Genomic DNA, 5,403 nt, shown 5'->3' with positions numbered 1-5,403 from the left:
CCCAACAAGCGCGTGCGGGTCCGCAACCTCACCGCGGCCGATCTGGAGGAGAGCTATCCGGTCCGGGCCGGTCTGGAGCAGATCGCCGCGGAGCTGGCGGCCCCGGCCCTGGGCGAGGACTGCTCGCACACAGTGGACGCGAGCAACTGAGGACAAGCCCTCGGCCTATTAGTACCGGTCAGCTCCACCTGTCACCAGGCTTCCACATCCGGCCTATCAACCCAGTCGTCTACTGGGAGCCTTAACCCATCAAGTGGGTGGGAATACTCATCTCGAAGCAGGCTTCCCGCTTAGATGCTTTCAGCGGTTATCCCTCCCGAACGTAGCCAACCAGCCATGCCCTTGGCAGAACAACTGGCACACCAGAGGTTCGTCCGTCCCGGTCCTCTCGTACTAGGGACAGCCCTTCTCAATATTCCTACGCGCACAGCGGATAGGGACCGAACTGTCTCACGACGTTCTAAACCCAGCTCGCGTACCGCTTTAATGGGCGAACAGCCCAACCCTTGGGACCGACTCCAGCCCCAGGATGCGACGAGCCGACATCGAGGTGCCAAACCATCCCGTCGATATGGACTCTTGGGGAAGATCAGCCTGTTATCCCCGGGGTACCTTTTATCCGTTGAGCGACAGCGCTTCCACAAGCCACTGCCGGATCACTAGTCCCGACTTTCGTCCCTGCTCGACCCGTCGGTCTCACAGTCAAGCTCCCTTGTGCACTTACACTCAACACCTGATTACCAACCAGGCTGAGGGAACCTTTGGGCGCCTCCGTTACTCTTTAGGAGGCAACCGCCCCAGTTAAACTACCCATCAGACACTGTCCCTGATCCGGATCACGGACCCAGGTTAGACATCCAGCACGACCAGAGTGGTATTTCAACGACGACTCCACAACCACTGGCGTGGCCGCTTCAAAGTCTCCCACCTATCCTACACAAGCCGAACCGAACACCAATATCAAACTGTAGTAAAGGTCCCGGGGTCTTTCCGTCCTGCTGCGCGAAACGAGCATCTTTACTCGTAGTGCAATTTCACCGGGCCTATGGTTGAGACAGTCGAGAAGTCGTTACGCCATTCGTGCAGGTCGGAACTTACCCGACAAGGAATTTCGCTACCTTAGGATGGTTATAGTTACCACCGCCGTTTACTGGCGCTTAAGTTCTCAGCTTCGCCAACCCGAAAGTCGGCTAACCGGTCCCCTTAACGTTCCAGCACCGGGCAGGCGTCAGTCCGTATACATCGCCTTACGGCTTCGCACGGACCTGTGTTTTTAGTAAACAGTCGCTTCTCGCTGGTCTCTGCGGCCACCCCCAGCTCACACTGTAAAAGTGATCACCAGACGTGGCCCCCCTTCTCCCGAAGTTACGGGGGCATTTTGCCGAGTTCCTTAACCATAGTTCACCCGAACGCCTCGGTATTCTCTACCTGACCACCTGAGTCGGTTTAGGGTACGGGCCGCCATGAAACTCGCTAGAGGCTTTTCTCGACAGCATAGGATCATCCACTTCACCACAATCGGCTCGGCATCAGGTCTCAGACTATGTGCACGACGGATTTACCTACCGTGCGTCCTACACCCTTACCCCGGGACAACCACCGCCCGGGCTGGACTACCTTCCTGCGTCACCCCATCGCTTACCTACTACCACCTCGGGTCATCGGCTCCACCACTACCCTCAACTCCGAAGAGATCAGGCCGGCTTCACGGACTTAGCATTAATGGGCTCAGTATTGGGCGTTTCAAAGCGGGTACCGGAATATCAACCGGTTGTCCATCGACTACGCCTGTCGGCCTCGCCTTAGGTCCCGACTTACCCTGGGCAGATCAGCTTGACCCAGGAACCCTTAGTCAATCGGCGCACACGTTTCTCACGTGTGTATCGCTACTCATGCCTGCATTCTCACTCGTGAACCGTCCACAACTACCTTCCAGTGCTGCTTCACCCGGCACACGACGCTCCCCTACCCAACCCAGCAGGCGTTAGCCCTTCATACTGGATTGACACGACTTCGGCGGTACGCTTGAGCCCCGCTACATTGTCGGCGCGGAATCACTTGACCAGTGAGCTATTACGCACTCTTTCAAGGATGGCTGCTTCTAAGCCAACCTCCTGGTTGTCTCTGCGACTCCACATCCTTTCCCACTTAGCGTACGCTTAGGGGCCTTAGTCGATGCTCTGGGCTGTTTCCCTCTCGACCATGGAGCTTATCCCCCACAGTCTCACTGCCGCGCTCTCACTTACCGGCATTCGGAGTTTGGCTAAGGTCAGTAACCCGGTAGGGCCCATCGCCTATCCAGTGCTCTACCTCCGGCAAGAAACACACGACGCTGCACCTAAATGCATTTCGGGGAGAACCAGCTATCACGGAGTTTGATTGGCCTTTCACCCCTAACCACAGGTCATCCCCCAGGTTTTCAACCCTGGTGGGTTCGGTCCTCCACGAAGTCTTACCTCCGCTTCAACCTGCCCATGGCTAGATCACTCCGCTTCGGGTCTTGAGCGTGCTACTCCACCGCCCTATTCGGACTCGCTTTCGCTACGGCTTCCCCACACGGGTTAACCTCGCAACACACCGCAAACTCGCAGGCTCATTCTTCAAAAGGCACGCAGTCACGACTATTGTCCCGAAGAACAACAGCGACGCTCCCACGGCTTGTAGGCACACGGTTTCAGGTACTATTTCACTCCGCTCCCGCGGTACTTTTCACCATTCCCTCACGGTACTATCCGCTATCGGTCACCAGGGAATATTTAGGCTTAGCGGGTGGTCCCGCCAGATTCACACGGGATTTCTCGGGCCCCGTGCTACTTGGGTATCTTCCAAACGAGCCGCTAATGTTTCAGCTACGGGGGTCTTACCCTCTACGCCGGACCTTTCGCATGTCCTTCGCCTACATCAACGGTTTCTGACTCGTCCCACGGCCGGCAGACCGCAGAAGAAAGAACCCACAACCCCGTAAACGCAACCCCTGCCGGGTATCACACGCATACGGTTTGGCCTCATCCAGTTTCGCTCGCCACTACTCCCGGAATCACGGTTGTTTTCTCTTCCTGAGGGTACTGAGATGTTTCACTTCCCCTCGTTCCCTCCACACTGCCTATGTGTTCAGCAGCGGGTGACAGCCCATGACGACTGCCGGGTTTCCCCATTCGGACACCCCCGGATCAAAGCTCGGTTGACAGCTCCCCGGGGCCTATCGCGGCCTCCCACGTCCTTCATCGGTTCCTGGTGCCAAGGCATCCACCGTGCGCCCTTAAAAACTTGGCCACAGATGCTCGCGTCCACTGTGCAGTTCTCAAACAACGACCAGCCACCCATCACCCCGGACCATCAAAGAGTCCGAGTTCACCGGGACCGGCACTGAAGGCAACCATCACGGCCATACCCTCAGACACCCAACAACGTGCCCGACACAACCCAGCCATCACCCGCGTTCCACGCCGAAGCAGTACTAACGAACAACAACCAAGCCGTGCCGAATAGTCAACGTTCCACCCATGAGCAACCAGCATCAGACACTCGCCGATGTACTGGCCCCTGACCCGACTCCGAAGAGACCGGGTAAGAAGTGCTCCTTAGAAAGGAGGTGATCCAGCCGCACCTTCCGGTACGGCTACCTTGTTACGACTTCGTCCCAATCGCCAGTCCCACCTTCGACAGCTCCCTCCCACAAGGGGTTGGGCCACCGGCTTCGGGTGTTACCGACTTTCGTGACGTGACGGGCGGTGTGTACAAGGCCCGGGAACGTATTCACCGCAGCAATGCTGATCTGCGATTACTAGCAACTCCGACTTCATGGGGTCGAGTTGCAGACCCCAATCCGAACTGAGACCGGCTTTTTGAGATTCGCTCCGCCTCACGACATCGCAGCTCATTGTACCGGCCATTGTAGCACGTGTGCAGCCCAAGACATAAGGGGCATGATGACTTGACGTCGTCCCCACCTTCCTCCGAGTTGACCCCGGCAGTCTCCTGTGAGTCCCCATCACCCCGAAAGGCATGCTGGCAACACAGAACAAGGGTTGCGCTCGTTGCGGGACTTAACCCAACATCTCACGACACGAGCTGACGACAGCCATGCACCACCTGTACACCGACCACAAGGGGGGCACCATCTCTGATGCTTTCCGGTGTATGTCAAGCCTTGGTAAGGTTCTTCGCGTTGCGTCGAATTAAGCCACATGCTCCGCTGCTTGTGCGGGCCCCCGTCAATTCCTTTGAGTTTTAGCCTTGCGGCCGTACTCCCCAGGCGGGGAACTTAATGCGTTAGCTGCGGCACCGACGACGTGGAATGTCGCCAACACCTAGTTCCCAACGTTTACGGCGTGGACTACCAGGGTATCTAATCCTGTTCGCTCCCCACGCTTTCGCTCCTCAGCGTCAGTAATGGCCCAGAGATCCGCCTTCGCCACCGGTGTTCCTCCTGATATCTGCGCATTTCACCGCTACACCAGGAATTCCGATCTCCCCTACCACACTCTAGCCTGCCCGTATCGACTGCAGACCCGGGGTTAAGCCCCGGGCTTTCACAACCGACGCGACAGGCCGCCTACGAGCTCTTTACGCCCAATAATTCCGGACAACGCTTGCGCCCTACGTATTACCGCGGCTGCTGGCACGTAGTTAGCCGGCGCTTCTTCTGCAGGTACCGTCACTTTCGCTTCTTCCCTGCTGAAAGAGGTTTACAACCCGAAGGCCGTCATCCCTCACGCGGCGTCGCTGCATCAGGCTTTCGCCCATTGTGCAATATTCCCCACTGCTGCCTCCCGTAGGAGTCTGGGCCGTGTCTCAGTCCCAGTGTGGCCGGTCGCCCTCTCAGGCCGGCTACCCGTCGTCGCCTTGGTAGGCCATCACCCCACCAACAAGCTGATAGGCCGCGGGCTCATCCTTCACCGCCGGAGCTTTCAACCCCGTCCCATGCGGGACAGAGTGTTATCCGGTATTAGACCCCGTTTCCAGGGCTTGTCCCAGAGTGAAGGGCAGATTGCCCACGTGTTACTCACCCGTTCGCCACTAATCCACCCCGAAGGGCTTCATCGTTCGACTTGCATGTGTTAAGCACGCCGCCAGCGTTCGTCCTGAGCCAGGATCAAACTCTCCGTGAATGATCTCCCGTAATCGGGAAACACCACGAGAGCGGAACCACCGGAGGAATGATCCGATGGTTCACAGCGTCCTCGCTGTGTAATCGCCTACGAGATCAGTGATCCCGCAGGACTTTCAAAGGAACCTCGCCCCAACCGATTCATCGGCCGGAGACGGGGTATCAACATATCTGGCGTTGACTTTTGGCACGCTGTTGAGTCGCGTCGCAGAGCCGCACCTTGTCCATGACCTCGCGGGGCTTCAGGTCGAGGACGCCCGCGAGCCGGGTCAGCACGTCCTCGCCGTCGTCCT

2 rRNA genes and 1 pseudogene are annotated in these 5,403 nt (G+C 57.8%); 1 reads left to right on the top strand and 2 read right to left on the bottom strand.

From position 1 onward, the window contains the following. Positions 1-126, top strand: a pseudogene (locus AMK22_RS35020) (GntR family transcriptional regulator); the annotation flags it as partial. Positions 127-148: 22 nt separating this feature from the next. On the opposite strand, the gene AMK22_RS35015 reads toward AMK22_RS35020, so the two are convergent. Both AMK22_RS35015 and AMK22_RS35010 read right to left on the bottom strand, forming a co-directional pair. Continuing rightward, a 23S ribosomal RNA gene (locus tag AMK22_RS35015) occupies positions 149-3,273 on the bottom strand. 312 nt (positions 3,274-3,585) lie between these two features. Beyond that, a 16S ribosomal RNA gene (locus AMK22_RS35010) occupies positions 3,586-5,111 on the bottom strand. Together the 16S and 23S rRNA genes form the textbook arrangement of a ribosomal RNA operon. Between the last annotated feature and the right edge of the window lie 292 nt (positions 5,112-5,403).

It is taken from the genome of Streptomyces sp. CB01580, from assembly GCF_001905795.1.
Lineage (GTDB): Bacteria > Actinomycetota > Actinomycetes > Streptomycetales > Streptomycetaceae > Streptomyces.
Note: the sequence above shows the minus strand (reverse complement) of the source record. Positions and strands in the feature narration are given on the sequence as shown.